This is a genomic window from Undibacterium sp. CCC3.4 (assembly GCF_034347425.1).
Lineage (GTDB): Bacteria > Pseudomonadota > Gammaproteobacteria > Burkholderiales > Burkholderiaceae_D > Undibacterium.
On sequence record NZ_CP133779.1, the window covers coordinates 2,818,177 to 2,833,190 of the forward strand.

The 15,014-nt window shown below is 54.3% G+C and carries 15 protein-coding genes; 6 read left to right on the top strand and 9 right to left on the bottom strand.

Annotated elements, in window-relative coordinates; all coding sequences use genetic code 11:
* Window positions 1-242: 242 nt before the first annotated feature.
* Window positions 243-746 (bottom strand): TlpA disulfide reductase family protein, encoded by a 504-nt coding sequence (locus RHM61_RS12580; protein WP_322247647.1) that lies wholly within the window; start codon window positions 744-746, stop codon window positions 243-245.
* Between the two features lie 63 nt (window positions 747-809).
* Complete coding sequence (locus tag RHM61_RS12585; RefSeq protein ID WP_322247648.1) at window positions 810-1,640, bottom strand: AraC family transcriptional regulator; 831 nt, start codon at window positions 1,638-1,640, stop codon at window positions 810-812.
* Between the two features lie 111 nt (window positions 1,641-1,751).
* Here RHM61_RS12585 and RHM61_RS12590 point away from each other — a divergent pair, with 111 nt between their 5' ends.
* The 3 genes from RHM61_RS12590 (at window position 1,752) to RHM61_RS12600 (ending at window position 3,506) form a co-directional block, all read left to right on the top strand.
* Window positions 1,752-2,297, top strand: a complete 546-nt coding sequence (locus tag RHM61_RS12590; protein ID WP_322247649.1) for a peroxidase-related enzyme — start codon at window positions 1,752-1,754, stop codon at window positions 2,295-2,297.
* A gap of 38 nt (window positions 2,298-2,335) precedes the next feature.
* Window positions 2,336-2,797, top strand: coding sequence for a YHS domain-containing (seleno)protein (locus RHM61_RS12595; protein WP_322247650.1), 462 nt, complete (start codon window positions 2,336-2,338; stop codon window positions 2,795-2,797).
* 91 nt (window positions 2,798-2,888) lie between these two features.
* Window positions 2,889-3,506, top strand: coding sequence for a uracil-DNA glycosylase family protein (locus RHM61_RS12600; RefSeq protein WP_322247651.1), 618 nt, complete (start codon window positions 2,889-2,891; stop codon window positions 3,504-3,506).
* On the opposite strand, the gene garD is transcribed toward RHM61_RS12600, so the two are convergent.
* On the bottom strand, window positions 3,484-5,046 hold the full coding sequence (gene garD, locus RHM61_RS12605) for a galactarate dehydratase (RefSeq protein WP_322247652.1): 1,563 nt from the start codon (window positions 5,044-5,046) through the stop codon (window positions 3,484-3,486). The two genes, RHM61_RS12600 and garD, sit on opposite strands and share 23 nt — an antisense overlap.
* A gap of 191 nt (window positions 5,047-5,237) precedes the next feature.
* On the opposite strand from garD, the gene RHM61_RS12610 reads away from it, so the two are divergent.
* The 3 genes from RHM61_RS12610 (at window position 5,238) to RHM61_RS12620 (ending at window position 8,776) form a co-directional block, all read left to right on the top strand.
* The gene (locus RHM61_RS12610; RefSeq protein WP_322247653.1) at window positions 5,238-5,996 is read left to right on the top strand and encodes a FadR/GntR family transcriptional regulator; all 759 of its coding nucleotides are present in this window, start codon (window positions 5,238-5,240) and stop codon (window positions 5,994-5,996) included.
* A 162-nt stretch (window positions 5,997-6,158) separates the two neighbouring features.
* The gene (kdgD, locus tag RHM61_RS12615) at window positions 6,159-7,073 is read left to right on the top strand and encodes a 5-dehydro-4-deoxyglucarate dehydratase (protein WP_322247654.1); all 915 of its coding nucleotides are present in this window, start codon (window positions 6,159-6,161) and stop codon (window positions 7,071-7,073) included.
* A gap of 128 nt (window positions 7,074-7,201) precedes the next feature.
* A complete protein-coding gene (locus tag RHM61_RS12620) occupies window positions 7,202-8,776 on the top strand; it encodes an aldehyde dehydrogenase (NADP(+)) (RefSeq protein ID WP_369124409.1) in 1,575 nt (524 codons plus the stop codon).
* A 30-nt stretch (window positions 8,777-8,806) separates the two neighbouring features.
* Here the strand turns inward: RHM61_RS12620 and RHM61_RS12625 are convergent, their stop codons facing one another.
* From RHM61_RS12625 to RHM61_RS12650, 6 genes are all read right to left on the bottom strand, one after another.
* Window positions 8,807-9,943, bottom strand: a complete 1,137-nt coding sequence (locus tag RHM61_RS12625; RefSeq protein WP_322247655.1) for an aldose epimerase family protein — start codon at window positions 9,941-9,943, stop codon at window positions 8,807-8,809.
* A gap of 57 nt (window positions 9,944-10,000) precedes the next feature.
* Complete coding sequence (locus RHM61_RS12630; RefSeq protein ID WP_322247656.1) at window positions 10,001-11,353, bottom strand: TRAP transporter large permease; 1,353 nt, start codon at window positions 11,351-11,353, stop codon at window positions 10,001-10,003.
* On the bottom strand, window positions 11,353-11,826 hold the full coding sequence (locus RHM61_RS12635) for a TRAP transporter small permease (RefSeq protein WP_322247657.1): 474 nt from the start codon (window positions 11,824-11,826) through the stop codon (window positions 11,353-11,355). Before RHM61_RS12635 ends, RHM61_RS12630 begins: the two co-directional genes overlap by 1 nt.
* Window positions 11,827-11,899: 73 nt before the next feature.
* On the bottom strand, window positions 11,900-12,895 hold the full coding sequence (locus RHM61_RS12640; RefSeq protein WP_416200177.1) for a TRAP transporter substrate-binding protein: 996 nt from the start codon (window positions 12,893-12,895) through the stop codon (window positions 11,900-11,902).
* 8 nt (window positions 12,896-12,903) lie between these two features.
* A complete protein-coding gene (locus RHM61_RS12645; protein WP_322247658.1) occupies window positions 12,904-13,782 on the bottom strand; it encodes an SMP-30/gluconolactonase/LRE family protein in 879 nt (292 codons plus the stop codon).
* Window positions 13,783-13,789: 7 nt separating this feature from the next.
* On the bottom strand, window positions 13,790-14,596 hold the full coding sequence (locus RHM61_RS12650; protein ID WP_322247659.1) for an NAD(P)-dependent oxidoreductase: 807 nt from the start codon (window positions 14,594-14,596) through the stop codon (window positions 13,790-13,792).
* Window positions 14,597-15,014: the final 418 nt, after the last annotated feature.

Consider the following 15,014-nt stretch of genomic DNA (forward strand, 5'->3'; position numbering starts at 1 on the left):
ATGGACATCAGACTGACTTGTAGAATTTATTCATTTCTATCTGAGTCGAAAAATGCGCATCGACAGCGCACGCAGACAGCACGCTGGGAGCGTGCTGTTGAGTGTGGGTCGGAAATATTGCTTGGCGCTGGCGGTCAGCGGCGGCGAGTGCGGCGTAAGTCTCGCTGGTCGATTTGTAACAGCGAGCAATTGAGGAGGAGACGCAGGGCGTTGAGGCGAATCAGCTCATGGGGCGTCGGACCTTACAAGGAAAGCCAGAGTTGATCCCAGTCTTCGGGTAGAAATTTGCCTTCGCGCTTGAATTTCAATTGGCCTTTTTGATCCAGCACGAAGTGGGTCGGTTGCTTGCTGATGAAACCGAAACTGTCTTGATGCCCTGGCGCATTGCGCCAAACCGTAGGGAAACGCTGGTCTTTCGGATAGGCTTGGGTGGTCAGCTCGTTGTACTCGTCGAGATCGGCTTTGCTTTTGTCGAGGTTGACACCTAACAGCATGAATTTGTTTTTGCTGTTGCGTACGTAAAACTCGCGCATCAACTTCAAATCTTCGCTGCATGGTGCGCAGTCGACTGTAAAGAAACTGACCAGTACGGTCATGCCGGAAAAGTCGAGCAAATTGAGTTTTTTGCCGTAGACATCGGTACCTTGCAAGCTGTAGGCGGTGGCGCCAGGTTTGGCAAAAATGGCAGCGGAAGAGAGCAATAAACCGCCGACCAAGCTGGACTGGATGAAGTTTCTTCGTAACATACTTTGTCGCTTTCTGAACGGGGTGAAGGGGGCGTGCGTGATGGCGGTGGGTGGTGCGATAATTTAATTCAAGTCGGCGTTGCGCCAGATGGCAGGCGTTTCTCCTATCACCATTTTAAATGCTTTTAAGAAACCTGCCTGACTTTCATAGCCAACCCGTTCGGCCACCAATTTCAACGATACCCCATCGCGTATCAAGGCTTGCGCCAAGGTGATGCGCCAACGTGTCAGGTAATTTCCCGGCGTATCGCCGACTTCGGTTTTGAAGCTGCTGGCAAAACTGCTGCGTGACATACCCGCCAATTGTGCCAGTGTATCGAGCGACCATTGCTTGGCCGGATCAGTATGGATCGCTGTCAGCGCCTTGCCCAGTTGCGGGTGTTGCAGGCTGCGAAACAGCCCGGGTTCCTTATCTTGCTCAGCCATTGCGACCCGTAATACATCGATGAGCAAGACTTCGAACAGGCGATCGAGCACATCTTGACGGCCCGGTTTTTCAGAAAAGGCTTCGTGAAACAAGAGTTCGATGAGGGTGTCGGCACCGGGGAAAGCGCTGATCGGGCGTTGAAAGCGTGCTGGTAAAGCGAAGGAAATCGGATTGAAGGCTTTGTGTTCAAAGCGCATCGAGGCGCATACCAAGTCTGCTCCCACGATCGGATCGGTTTGTAAGCGATGCTGCACGGGGCGGGAATAGAAAATCAGGGTCGGTTCGCTGAAGGTTTCGCTGTAACCGCTGGCGTCGCTCAATTTGGCGCTGCCGGCGCGCAGTAAATGCAAGAAACCCGTGCCCAGTTCTTCGCCGAAGTCGGCACCGTGGCAAAGATTGCCGGAAAAGAACAGGCGTGCCTGGGCTTTGAAGTGGGTCAGCAGTGGGGCTAAGGGGTCTGTGTGCATTTTGGACGATCGGTGTGTAAATTCGGATTTTCGTTTAACTATTTGTTTTCACTATAGCCTATTCTCTGTCCTGTCGCTCAAGCAGATCGATCAACTCACCAGGAAATGACCATGACATATATTGCTCCCCTCAATTTGACTGATGCCGATGCATCGACTGTTGCCACTTTACATGCAGTGAAAGCACAAATCGGCATGATTCCGAATTTGTTTGCCACACTGGCGAAAGCGCCATCGACTTTGAATAATTACTTGGCACAGACGGAGGCGATTGCCAAAGGCAATTTGACCGCTGCGGAGCGCGAAATTGTTTCTTTGGCTACATCACAAGCCAATACTTGCCACTATTGCCTCAGCGCGCACACTTTACTGGGAAAAAATGCCGGTTTGAATGCGCAACAGATACACAGTGCGCGTGCCGGCAGCGGCAGCGATGCCCGCAGTGCTGCCATTGCAGCATTTTCGCAAGCCTTGGTGGCCCAGCGCGGTCACGTTGATGTCGCCAGCATGGACCAATTTAAGGCCGCCGGCTTGTCGGAAGCGGATTTGTTGGAAATCGTTGCCAACGTGACGGTAATGACTTTCAGTAATTACGCCAACAATGTTGCTCGTACGGTGATAGATTTCCCTATCGTTGACGTAAATTTGGCTGCATAAATCCTTGCTTTGATCGTATAACTTTTTGGAGTCTCACCATGAACATCATTAAAAAAGCTTTCTTTGCTGTCAGCGCCGTGCTTGCTTTTGCAACTGCTATCCCAAGTTTTGCCGATTCGGCCACCGACAATATCATCGGTGCCGGTGGTTACGATTTGACGACTTACTTCAGCCAGGAAAAACCACAGCGCGGCAATGGCCATCATGTTGCTGAAGTGGATCGCGTGACCTATGTGTTTGCAACAGATGAAAATAAAAAAGAATTTGTCGCCAACCCACAGAAATACTTGCCACAATTCGGCGGATATTGTGCCTACGGTGTATCGGTGAGTAAGAAATTCGTCGCCGACCCTGAACAGTTCGATATCGTTGACGGTAAGCTCTACCTGAATCTCGATGCAAAAATCCGTTCGATCTGGCTCAAAGACACGGCTTCACGGATTACCGATGGCAATACCAATTGGAAAGTCATTGCCAATAAAAAGGCTGCTGAACTGTAATCATCTTTTTTCAGTTCTTGAAACGGGTTGACTTCGGGTCCTCCCGTTTCAGTTTGTGCAGGGGATACTATTTAAAACCAGGAGTGTAACGATGTCCGATGCCACCACACCGAATCTGGCTGCTGACTTGCTCCGGCAAGTACGTGCTTGCACCTTGTGCGCTGCGCACTTGCCACTGGGCGTGCGACCAGTCTTGCAAGTACATTCTGCGGCGAAAATTTTGGTGGTCGGCCAAGCTCCTGGCAGCAAGGTGCATCAAAGCGGTATTCCGTTTGACGATGCCAGTGGTGAGCGCTTACGTTTGTGGATGGGCATCGATAAAGACACATTTTATGATGCGCAGCGTATTGCGATCTTACCGATGGGGTTTTGCTTTCCGGGAACGGGGAAATCGGGTGATTTGGCACCACGCAAAGAATGCGCACCAGCCTGGCGACAGGCTTTGCTCGCGTTGTTGCCCGAGATAGAATTGACCTTGGTGATAGGCAGTTATGCGCAAGCCTGGCATATGCAGGATGCCCAAGCAGACAATTTGACTGAAACGGTGCGGGCTTGGCAAACCGTCTGGCCGAGCTTGCTACCCTTGCCACACCCCAGCCCACGCAATAATATTTGGCTCAAGCAAAACCCTTGGTTTGCCGAGCAAGTATTACCAGTATTGCAGCAAAGGGTGCAGCAGATATTACTCAGGTCACCGGTGCCGGGTTGAACAGCGTTAAGGCATTATGCAGTTTCCAGTGTTCGGCCCAGGTTTTTTTACCGCTGGCAACGGCCAACATGAGTTCAAATAATTCCCAGCCGACTTGCTCTATGCTGGCAGCGCCGGTAGCGATGCGACCGGCATTGACATCCATTAAGTCGTGCCAGCGTTTGGCCAAATCATCGCGGGTCGCGACTTTGATGACGGGAACCGCTGCCAAGCCGTAAGGTGTGCCACGACCAGTGGTAAAAATATGCAGGTTCATGCCGGCGGCCAATTGCAGCGTACCGCAGATGAAATCGCTGGCCGGCGTGGCAGCATAGATCAAGCCTTTTTGCCGTACTTTTTGGCCTGGCGACAACACCCCGGAAATCGCGCTGCTGCCCGATTTGACGATGGAGCCCATGGCTTTTTCCACGATATTCGAGAGACCGCCTTTTTTATTGCCTGGGGTGGTGTTAGCGCTGCGATCGACGCCGCCTTGCTTGAGGTAATTATCATACCAAGCCATCTCAGCGATCATCGCTTGGGCGACTTCGGCATTGATGGCGCGGGAAGTCAGTTGATCGATGCCATCTCTGACTTCGGTGGTTTCGGAAAACATCACCGTGGCACCGGCACGTACCAATAAATCGGTGGCATAGCCGACGGCCGGATTGGCGGTCACACCAGAAAACGCATCGCTGCCACCGCATTGCACGCCCACCACCAACTCGGCGGCGCTGCAAGTTTCGCGCGTGCGCAGGTTGAGTGCAGCCAAACGAACTGTGGCCATTTCCATGATGGAAGTGATCATCGATTCGAAGCCGACATGTTTATCATCTTGCAGGGTGACGATGTAAGGGCCGTTTTGAATCGGGATCGCGCCTTCCGGCAGCAGTCGCGCCGGTTGCAGTTTCTCGCAACCGAGGCTGACGACCATGGCTTGACCGCCGAAGTTAGGATTGAGGCTGATGTTGCGTAAAGTGCGGATAGGAATATCGGCATTCGGCGCATCGATCGCCACGCCGCAGCCGTAAGTGTGTTCGAGGCCGATGACATCATCGACATTCGGGTACTGCGGCAAGAGTTCGGCTTTGATGCGTTTGACCGCATGCTCGACTACGCCGGCCACGCACTGTACCGTGGTGGTGATGGCTAAAATATTACGCGTGGCGACGCTGCCATCGGCATTGCGATAGCCTTCAAAGGTATAGCCTTCGAGTGCAGGCATGACGGGTGCCGGGCGGTTGGCAATCGGCAAGCCATCGAGTTCGCGCGCCGGTGGCATGCGTATTGCCGATTCTTCCACCCAACTGCCTTGTTCCAGCGTGTGCATGGCATGGCCGATGACGACATCGTAGCGAATGATGGGCGCGCCTTCGGCAATCTGACGCAGGGCAATTTTATGCCCTTGCGGAATGCGTGTGGTGAGTACGAATTCACCGGGAAATTCGGTGCCGGCAGGAAGCCCGCCATCATTGACGACGATGGCGACATTGTCATTGGCATGCATGCGGATATACAAGGGCCGAGAGGGCGTGGAAACCGAGAGTGGGTGGCTGGGCATGATGCTCCTTGCGCTGTAATGGGTGAGGGGAGTGCGGACGGCAGCAAATTGCTGCTCACTGGTAGGATGACTGTGGCGAAAAGCGCGACAATCGCCCCATAATTCATCAGTCATCAGACAACATTCGTCGTAGTATAATAAGAGTGTAAAAAAATTGCAACCGCTGTTCAAGCGAAAAGTTAACTAAGATCATGTTCCTTACTCCTCCCCCGCTGCCTCCCACTGCAGCACCGAAAAAACACCGCAACCTGGCGCAAAGCGTGGTGGCGGCCATGACAGCTGCGATGCAAGATGGCAGCATTGCACCCGGCGATAAATTACCCACCGAATCGGAAATCATGCGCTTGCAAGGCGTCAGCCGCACCGTTGTGCGCGAGGCGATTTCGCATATGCAGGCGGCCGGCTTGGTGGAGACGCGCCATGGTATCGGCACCTTTGCCCTGGCACCGCAAGCGAGCCAGCATCTCGGGCTCGACCCGAGCACCGTGGTAACCATGCGCGATGTGCTGGCAATTCTGGAATTGCGCATCAGCTTGGAAACCGAGGCAGCCGGCTTGGCAGCGGGCCGTCGTAGTGAGCCGCAACTGCGGCAATTGCGTACCGCGCTAGACGCGTTTCAGGCTTGCGCGGCAGCGGGTGGCGATACGGTTGCTGCTGATGTGCAATTTCACCTCGAGATCGCGCAAGCTTCGGGAAACCGCTACTTCTACGATATTCTGCATCACCTCGGTACCAACATTATTCCGCGTGCTCGGGTGAATTCAGCCAAGTTGGCGCAGGATGAACCGAATATTTACATGGAGCGCGTCAACCGTGAGCATGAAGATATTCTCAATGCCATCACCCGTCAAGATGCCGAATCGGCACGCGCGGCCATGCGCACCCATCTTAGTAACAGTCGCGAGCGTTTACGTCGCGCCCAAGAGTTGAGTGGGCCGACGGCGCGTTAAGGTGTAGTCCAAGCACCGGCCGTCCGGCGTCCGGTGCTTGCGTGGGGTAAAGCACGCAAATACTTGCACCTTTTCATTTGATGTTGTACGATGACCGATAACAGGCAATGCGAAGGGCCATGCCTTCGTCTTTTTTAACATCTTTTCTCGGCTGACTACACTATGATGAATCCACAAGACCTCAAGCAAATCCTTTCTTCCGGCTTACTATCTTTCCCGATTACCGATTTCGATGCGCAAGGCGACTTCCGTGCCGATACCTACGCCAGTCGCCTCGAGTGGTTGGCACCGTATGGCGCGACGGCCTTGTTTGTGGCTGGTGGTACTGGTGAATTTTTCTCTTTGACACCGGCCGACTATAGCCAAGTGGTGAAAGTAGCGGTAGAAACATGCCGTGGCAAAGTACCGATCTTGGCTGGTGCCGGTGGCCCAACGCGTACCGCGATTGCCTATGCTCAAGAAGCGGAACGCTTGGGCGCGCATGGTATTTTGCTCATGCCACATTATTTGACGGAAGCTTGCCAAGAAGGTTTGGTTGCGCATGTCGAAGCGGTATGCAAATCCGTCAAATTCGGTGTGGTTGTTTACAACCGCAATGTTTGCCGCCTCAATGCGCAATCTTTGCTGCAGTTGGCTGATCGTTGCCCGAATCTGATCGGTTTCAAAGATGGTATCGGCGACATCGAATCGATGGTAACCATACGTCGCAAGCTAGGTGATCGTTTCAGCTACCTTGGTGGCTTGCCGACGGCGGAAGTGTTTGCCTCGGCGTATAAAGCGATTGGTGTGCCGGTGTATTCGTCGGCGGTCTTTAACTTCATTCCAAAAACAGCGATCGATTTTTATGAAGCGGTGAAGAATGATGATTTCGCCACGACCGAACGCATCATCGACAGCTTCTTCTTGCCTTACCTTGAAATCCGTAACAAAAAAGCCGGTTATGCCGTCAGTATCGTCAAGGCCGGTGCCACTTTGGTCGGTCATGATGCTGGCCCGGTGCGCAGTCCTTTGACCGACTTGAATGCCGCCGAGTGCGAAGAACTCAAGGCATTGATTTTGGCGCAAGGCCCACAGTAACGCGATAACAACCACGACCGGCGCATAGTCCTTACTGCGCACGGTCAATAATAACGGCGCACCCTGGCAAAAATGTTCGGGTGCGCCGTTCCGCTGAATATTGATAGGAGTATATTTTGACGACGACAATGATTACTGGTGAGATGTTGATTGGCCATTTGGATGTGCGCGGCAGTGCCAGCGCTTTTCGCGCAACGAATCCAGCTACCGGCTTGGCATTCGGCCCGGAATTCGGTTCAGGTACGATCGCTGATGCCGAGCTGGCCTGTGAGTTGGCGGCCAGCGCGTTTGACCTCTATCGCGCTACCAGCTTGGCTGAACGGGCGACGTTTTTGGAAACAATCGCACAAAATATTCTCGATCTCGGGCCGAGCTTGATCGAGTGCGCGATGCAGGAATCAGGTTTGCCGCAGGCGCGTCTGGAAGGCGAGCGCATGCGTACCGTCAATCAACTGCGTTTATTCGCCAAGCTGGTACGCGATGGCCGTTGGTTGTCGGCCACGCTCGATTCGGCCTTGCCGGAACGCGTACCGGCGCGGCCGGATTTGCGGATGCGTAAGATTGCTTTGGGCCCGGTTGCGGTATTCGGTGCCAGTAACTTCCCGCTGGCGTTTTCGGTGGCCGGTGGCGATACCGCATCGGCATTGGCTGCCGGTTGCCCGGTAGTGGTGAAGGCGCATGGTGCCCATCCTGGTACTTCGGAATTGGTGGGACGGGCGGTTCGCGCGGCGCTGCAAACTTGTCAGTTGCCGGAAGGAGTGTTTTCCTTGTTGCAAGGTGATGGACGTACCGTTGGTCGTGCCGTGGTTACGCATCCAGCTATCAAGGCTGTGGGCTTCACCGGTTCACGCCAAGGTGGCCTGGCATTAGTGCAAATGGCGGCGCAACGGCCGGAACCGATACCGGTGTATGCGGAAATGAGCAGTATCAACCCTATGTTTTTGTTGCCTGCAGCTTTGGCCCAAGCTGCAGCGGCCATCGCTACTGGCTTCGTCGATTCCTTGATGATGGGTGCCGGTCAATTTTGCACCAACCCTGGTTTGGTACTGGCCTTGGATGGAGCGGATTTGGATTTGTTCTGCAGCACCGCAGCAACCGCGCTGCAAGGCAAGGCCGCGGCAACCATGCTCACGCCCGGTATTCATGCCGCCTTTGGTCATGGGGTGGAGAAATTATCGAAAGCCGCTGGCGTCAGTTTGCTCGCGCGCGGTCAAGCGGGCGACGCCGCTTGTGCCGGTCAGGCGGCATTGTTTGTCACCGATGCAGCGACTTTCTTGGCGCATCCGCAGCTCGAAGAAGAAGTGTTCGGTGCCAGTTCGCTGATCATTCGCTGCCAAACTCTGCAACAATTTAATGAGATCGCCGAATACATCGATGGCCAACTGACTGCCACGCTGTTTTTGCGTGAAGAGGATAGAGACGCGGCCTTGGCCTTGTTGCCTGTTCTTGAACGCAAGGTTGGCCGGATATTGATCAATGCTTACCCGACCGGTGTGGAAGTGTCGTATGCGATGGTGCATGGCGGTCCATTCCCGGCTACCTCAGACAGCCGCAGCACCTCGGTGGGTGCCGAAGCGATTGAACGCTTTTTGCGTCCGGTTTGCTACCAGGATTTCCCAGCCTTTTTGTTGCCGGCGGCTTTGGATGACGACAACTCCCTCGGTCTGTGGCGTCTGCGTGATGGTGAGCTGACGCAAGCTTAAGTACTGAGTTCAGTTCAGTAACGACCGGGTTCAGTCACCACGCTCGGCACTGAACTGAAAGCGCATCTGACCATGACAGCTTTGCCCCGGCAATAGCACCGTGCAGGGGAAGGCCGGGTGGTTGAGCGCATCGGGGTAGTGCGAGGGTTCCAGGGCGAAAGCACTGCGTTTGCCGTAGCTCGCCCCGTTTTTTCCTATATCGCGCGGGATCGCGCCTGCCAAAAAATTACCAGAGTAAAATTGCAGGCCCGGTTGATCGGACCAGAGCGTCATGCCGCGGCCTGATTGCGGCTCACGCAGCTGGGCGTGGAGGCGCATTTGTTTTCTCTGCGTTGGCGTCTCAACTGGCGGCAAAATATAATAGGCATCATAGCCGCCGGCGGCCAGCAGCGCCGGATGCGCGGCGGCGATGTCGCGTCCTATCGCTTTTTTCAGCGTGAAATCCATGGCAGTGCCTGCGACGTCGAGCAAGCGTCCGCTCGGTACCAACTGCGGCGTCAATTCCAGTATCTGTGGTGCTGGCAGTAACAGTTGATGATTGTCGATGGAGGCGCTCAGGTCTCCTGATAAATTCCAAAAAATGTGGCTGGTAAAGTTGGCGGCCGTTACCTGCGCACCGGCCTGGGCGAAGAAGCTGATGGACAGACTGTCCTCGTCGATTGCATAGCGCACCGTCAGTTGCACGTCGCCGGGAAAGCCATCATCGGCTTGGCGGAACAGCAGGCGCATGTCGAGTAATTGTTCCGAGTGTTGTGTGGCTTCGAACACGCGCCCGCGCGAACCATTGGGGCCGCCGTGGATGGTGTGGCGGCGTGCTGGCGTTTCTGCGACATCGTTGATCGCTAAGGAGTAATGCTGACCATCGAGATCGAATTGGCCTTTGTTGATGCGATTGGCATAGCGGCCGATAAATGCGCCCATCGAGGCTTGCCCTTGCATGGTTTGTTCTATGTTTGGATAGCCTTGCACGACATCGGCAAGCTGGCCGTCGCGATCCGGCACCAGCAGTTGCACCACGCGTGCGCCATAGTTGGTGATGCTGACTTGCATGCCATGCTGATTGCGCAGGGTATAGAGCGCGCTGCGACGACCGTCGATCAGGGTAGCGAAATCGCCAGGCTGTAAGGTGGCATAGGCAGGGGTTGGGAGGCTGGTGTGGGCAGGCATTGCGGGCGGTCTTTGTGTTCAAATTGGTGGCTGGATTGCCCAGCCACCAAGCGGGACTTATAACACCGGATGGCCGGTGATGAGGGTCGGTAACCAGGTCGAGAAAGCCGGCACGTAAGTGACCAGATTGATGGCGATAAAAATCGCTAAATAATATGGCCAGGCGGTTTTGGTGGCTTCACCGATAGAGATATTACCGATGGCACAACCGACAAATTGTACTGTGCCAACTGGCGGATGGACCAAGCCTAGGGCGCAATTCAACAGCAGCATCATGCCGAACTGTACCGGGCCCACGCCCATGGCAATCGCCAAAGGTAAAAACAGTGGCGTCGTGATGAGGATATGCGCGGCCATGTCTAGGAAGATGCCGAGAAAAATCTGGATCATGTTGATGTAGAGCAGCATCAGCCAAGGCGTCGAGGTAGCATGCAATAAGGCGGCTTCGATGGCATCGGGAATTTCCAGATACGCCATTTGCCAGCGCAACATGTTGGATACGCCGATGAGCAACAGAATCACGCCGGTGGTTTTCGATGCTTTCCGCAAGGCCAGCATGACTTTGGCTTTGCTCATGGTACGGTAAATCACACCGGTCAAGAACAAGGAGTAGGCCACGGCAATCGCCGCCGCTTCGGTGGCTGTCGCTACGCCCCCCATGACACAGCCGAGAATGACGACGATCACCATCAAGCCGGGAATAGCGGCAATGAAGGTACGCAGTACCGTGGTCCAACCGGGAAACTTGGAAATCATCGAGCTGCCATCGGCCCGTTTCGGGAAGCCGTTTTTCGATGCTTGCCAGTAAGCAGCAACGAGCATGCACACCATGATCCAGAATACCGGTACCAGACCGGCAAACATCAAGTCGCCGATCGAGACGCCATGAATGCTTTGGCCACCTATCATGCCGCTGGCTGCTTGGGCTGCAAACGCGTAGATGATCATATTGTGCGAGGTTGGCATCAGTGCGCCGGTCAACGAAGCATGCGTGGTGACATTGACGGCATAATCAGCGCTGTAACCTTCGCGTTTCATGACTGGGATCAAGACCCCACCCATGGCTGAAGTATCAGCAATCGGCGAGCCGGAAACACCACCGAAGAGCGTGCAGGCCATGACATTGGCTAAGCCCAGTCCACCTTTCATGTGGCCGACCAAGCTGCGGGCAAAATTGAGAATCTTGTCGGCGATACCGCCATGCAGCATCAATTCACCGGAAAAAATAAAGAAAGGAATCGCCAGGAAAGAAAATACATTCATTCCTGAAATCATCATTTGCAAGGCGGTTGCCAGCGGCAAACCTTCTACTGCAAAGGTGGCCAGACAGCTTAAGCCGATGGCGAAGGCGACCGGGACGCCGAGTACGAGAAAGAGCAAAAAGCTCAGGGAGAGGACAATCAGTTCCATTATTCCGCCGATGGTGTGGATATGAAGAGCGCAATCAAGTGCTCAAAGGAAAAGGCAATGATCAGGCTGCCGGAGATGATGGCTGGCAGGTAGCGATAAGCTTCAGAAATACCGAGCGTGGGGATTTGATCGAGATGGGTCGACAGGCCCATCTGGATACTGCCCCAGACCAAAATCGTGGCAAAGCCCAAGGTCAGTAATTGCACTACCACGTGGCAGAGAAATTGTGCCTTGAGTGGAAGCATTTTGACCACCGAGTCGAGGCCGATATGGCCGGCATCATGGACGCCGGCAGCGGCACCGAACATCGCCACTGAAATGACGAGTAATAAGGCGACCTGTTCCACATAGGCCGGTGCCGAGTTAAAACCATAACGCATGATGACGCCATAAATGACGACCAAGCCCAACAAGGCCAGACAAGCACTGGCCACACTCAAGACCGCACCGGCTAAGCGGGCGTTGAGGGACATGAAGTAATTCATACAATTCTTTCCAGTCGTACTAATGCCGTCGCGCGCGCATAGCGGCGACGGCAGCATAGACTTATTTGGTATTGACGATGCCTTGAACGAGTGCTTTCAGTTCTGGTGTGGTAGCGAATTTGTCCCAGACTGGTTTTTCTGCCTCTACGAAACTTTTCTTATCGATGGCGCTGCTTGGGATGATTTTTGTCCCGCCTTTAAGAATGGCTGCACGCGCATTTTTTTCGCGTTCATCCCATAAAGTGACGTAGTACTTGACCGATTCCTTGGCCGCTTTACGCAGCGCTGCTTGCTCTTGTGGTGTCAGCGTATCCCAAATCTTTTTCGAGAACACCAGCACTTCGGGTGTCATCACATGCATGGTTTCAGAAAAATACGGTGCCGATTCAAAATGTTTGGCTTCTTCATAAGAAGGGATATTGTTTTCGGCCGCATCGACCAAGCCGGTTTTGAGGCCGGAATAGACTTCGGCCATCGGCATTGGTGCCGGCGACGCGCCCATGGCGGTAATCATGCTGACTTGCAAATCAGATTGTTGTACGCGGACTTTCAAACCCTTCATGTCGGCGACCGATTTGATTTCTTTTTTCGCATACATCGAGCGTGCGCCGCTTTCATACAAAGCTAAACCGATGAAGCCGGCTTTGTCGAAGGAGGCCAGAATTTTATCGCCTTCCGGGCCGTACATGGTTTTACGGAAGTGGGCGAGGTCGCGGAATATGAAGGGAAACGATGGGATCATGGTTTCCGGTACGATACCGTTGAAGGACGCACTGCTGACACGTACCATATCGATGGCACCGATTTTAACTTGTTCTACCGTGTCTTTTTCCGAACCCAGCGAGCTGTCACCGAAGACCTTGATTTTGCTTTTGCCAGCAGTGGCTTTGCTCAGTTGTTCACCCATATATTTAACGGCCATATTGGTCGGAAAATCTTTCGAGTGGACATCGGCGGAACGGTAGTCACGCGCGCCGGCACTGATGCTGATCATGCACAGTGATGCGCTCATCATCAGATTCATCCAAGTACTTTTTTTGCTTGTTGTATTTTTCATGTCTCTTCCTAGGGTTGAAATGGCGTTTCGAGTAAGCCTCTTACGCCTGGTTTTGTGATGAATACGGCACCGTCTAATGCGCGCTCATATCCTGGTACTGCTTGTGCTGGTGTGATGGAGGTGATGAACAGATGTTCCATACTTGGCCCACCGAAGGCGCACATCGATGGTTTGCTGACCGGTACAGTCAGCGAACGATCGTATGTGCCATCCGGCAGAAAACGATGCACCATGCCGGCATCGTTCGCGCAAATCCAGTAGCCGCCGTCGGCATCGACAGCCGCACCATCGGGGCGACCCGGGTGCTGCTGCATATCGATCAACGTGCGCTGCTGCGACAAGCTGCCGTCGGCAGCCAGCGCAAACGTCCAGACTTGCTGCACGTCGGGGTGGGAATCGGACAGGTACAGGGTCGCGCCATCGGGACTCAATCCCAGGCCATTGCCGGTGATTAAACCGCTCACCAGTGGGGCAGACAAACCGCGTTGGTCATAGCAATACAGCGCGCCATCGCGGGCCGCCAAACTCATGTCGCGTACCATGCTGCTGACCCAGAAGCGCCCAGCGCGGTCGCAGCGACCATCATTGAAGCGCATGCCGGTACGGGCAAATGAGATGTCTTGCAGCAGATCAACGCGGCAAGCACCGTCTGCTTGTGGGTGTAAGTGAAAGATCCCGGTTTCCATCGCGGCCAGCAGGCCACCGTCTGCATGCAGAGCGATGCAGGCGAGCCGCTCGGGCATGGGCCAAGCTTGTCCCTCAGAACTGGTCCAATCGTAGCGATGCAAGCGCTGCGCTTCGATGTCGACCCAGTACAGCACCTGTTCGGCGGCACACCAGAGTGGACTCTCGCCGACTTGGTTGCGGGTGGGGCTTAATACACGCATGCTCAGCCTAGGCGAATGGACCGGCAGTGACAAAGCCACCACCTTGAAATTGTGTGACCGGATCGTTGAGATCGGGTGCCGTGGTAGTGGCCAAGATGGCATCGCGGAAAATATCCGAGCTGTCTTGTGGCGTATAGCCAACATGGCGCGCCTTGGCATTGTCCCACCAGGTCACGGCATTGTCCGACATGCCGAAAATAATGGTGTGACCCAATACCGGTGTGGAGAGGCAGGCGCTGATGAGGCGATGTAAATCGGCGAAGCTGAGCCAACTGGCCAGCATGCGCCGATCGCGCGGCACGGGGAACGAAGAGCCGATACGGATGCAGGCGGTTTCTATGCCGTAGCGATCAAAATAAAAGCGTGACAAGTCTTCGCCGAAGGCTTTGCTGACACCGTACATGCTATCCGGGCGCGGCGCTTGCTCGGCCGTGATGGTTTCACTTTGACGATAAAAGCCGGTGACGTGGTTGGAACTGGCGAAGAGTATGCGTTTGACACCATGCTTGCGAGCCGCTTCGTACAGATTGTAGACCCCGAGTATGTTGGCTTGCAAGATAGGTTCGAATGGTCCTTCGACTGATACGCCACCGAAGTGAATGATGGCATCGACACCGGCAACTGCCGCGTCCACCGCGGCCGCGTCGGCCAAGTCGGCGAGCACAATTTCTTCACCTTCAGCGGCGGGGCCGAATGATTGGCGGTCCGACAAGCGCAAGACGCTGCAGTTGGCTTTAAGCGTTTCGCGCAGGGCCAGGCCCAAGCCGCCAGCGGCACCGGTTAACAAAATTCTGTGATGTGTCCTGACTGTCATGATTTGCTCGATTAATGTTTTGTTTTATGGCAATTGTTAACTTATCCCTCAGTACCACAGCGATGCGTATTCCTTATCGCAGTTGTATGATGTCTCGTTCTTGATGGAAAAGCTGTCTGCTATTTTACTGATTCATGTTGTGCGATGTCTGATGTGTTTCGTAGTATGAATATTGAATTGTACCAAGTCAAGAGTTTTAAAGGCCGATGAAAAGAAAATGCTGCACTGTTGGCCACGGCGTTCACGCACGCGTCGCGACAGCGGCTATGTACAGAGAGAATTGGTGAGTAATTGCTGAATTTAAAGGGTATCAAAGCGCGGCTGCGGTCTGGGTAAAGCAGTCAGGGGCAGAGCATTGCCAAATGGCGGGTGGACCTGGGTGTTGTAGGATAGCCGCGCCAGTGTTGCGAATTATTTG

Coding starts and splice junctions, on each gene's coding strand:
- RHM61_RS12580 (WP_322247647.1), bottom strand. CDS start 746: ATGTTACGAAGAAACTTCATCCAGTCCAGCTTGGTCGGCGGTTTATTG.
- RHM61_RS12585 (WP_322247648.1), bottom strand. CDS start 1,640: ATGCACACAGACCCCTTAGCCCCACTGCTGACCCACTTCAAAGCCCAG.
- RHM61_RS12590 (WP_322247649.1), top strand. CDS start 1,752: ATGACATATATTGCTCCCCTCAATTTGACTGATGCCGATGCATCGACT.
- RHM61_RS12595 (WP_322247650.1), top strand. CDS start 2,336: ATGAACATCATTAAAAAAGCTTTCTTTGCTGTCAGCGCCGTGCTTGCT.
- RHM61_RS12600 (WP_322247651.1), top strand. CDS start 2,889: ATGTCCGATGCCACCACACCGAATCTGGCTGCTGACTTGCTCCGGCAA.
- garD (WP_322247652.1), bottom strand. CDS start 5,046: ATGCCCAGCCACCCACTCTCGGTTTCCACGCCCTCTCGGCCCTTGTAT.
- RHM61_RS12610 (WP_322247653.1), top strand. CDS start 5,238: ATGTTCCTTACTCCTCCCCCGCTGCCTCCCACTGCAGCACCGAAAAAA.
- kdgD (WP_322247654.1), top strand. CDS start 6,159: ATGATGAATCCACAAGACCTCAAGCAAATCCTTTCTTCCGGCTTACTA.
- RHM61_RS12620 (WP_369124409.1), top strand. CDS start 7,202: ATGATTACTGGTGAGATGTTGATTGGCCATTTGGATGTGCGCGGCAGT.
- RHM61_RS12625 (WP_322247655.1), bottom strand. CDS start 9,943: ATGCCTGCCCACACCAGCCTCCCAACCCCTGCCTATGCCACCTTACAG.
- RHM61_RS12630 (WP_322247656.1), bottom strand. CDS start 11,353: ATGGAACTGATTGTCCTCTCCCTGAGCTTTTTGCTCTTTCTCGTACTC.
- RHM61_RS12635 (WP_322247657.1), bottom strand. CDS start 11,826: ATGTCCCTCAACGCCCGCTTAGCCGGTGCGGTCTTGAGTGTGGCCAGT.
- RHM61_RS12640 (WP_416200177.1), bottom strand. CDS start 12,895: ATGAAAAATACAACAAGCAAAAAAAGTACTTGGATGAATCTGATGATG.
- RHM61_RS12645 (WP_322247658.1), bottom strand. CDS start 13,782: ATGCGTGTATTAAGCCCCACCCGCAACCAAGTCGGCGAGAGTCCACTC.
- RHM61_RS12650 (WP_322247659.1), bottom strand. CDS start 14,596: ATGACAGTCAGGACACATCACAGAATTTTGTTAACCGGTGCCGCTGGC.